The 266-nt window shown below is 72.9% G+C and carries 1 protein-coding gene; it reads right to left on the minus strand.

From position 1 onward, the window contains the following. The coding region (locus SB660_RS21180; RefSeq protein ID WP_410584361.1) for an ADP-ribosylglycohydrolase family protein at nucleotides 1–266 on the minus strand (266 nt) is incomplete at both ends.

The following is a 266-nucleotide window of genomic DNA, read 5'->3' on the forward strand; positions in this document are numbered from 1 at the left end:
GCCATGACGGCGATCGAGTCGGAGTCCCGGCCGTAGTTGACGGCGCCGAGCACCGCCTCCCGGTAGTCGCCGCCCGCGGCGATCAGCATGCCGAGCGCGATGGGCAGCTCCTCGATGGACTTCGTACGGCTCGGGATGCGCGCATCCTTCGCCGGTGCCCGGTAGTGCGGTCCGACGGTGTCGAACGGCTCGACGGCTGCGCGCAGCGCCGCCAGTCCGCTCCGCCAGTCGGTGACCCGCGTCGCCGCCTCGGCGACGGCCTCGAT

This window comes from Bacillus sp. SIMBA_005, from assembly GCF_046535585.1.
Taxonomy (GTDB): Bacteria; Bacillota; Bacilli; order Bacillales; family Bacillaceae; genus Bacillus; species Bacillus pumilus.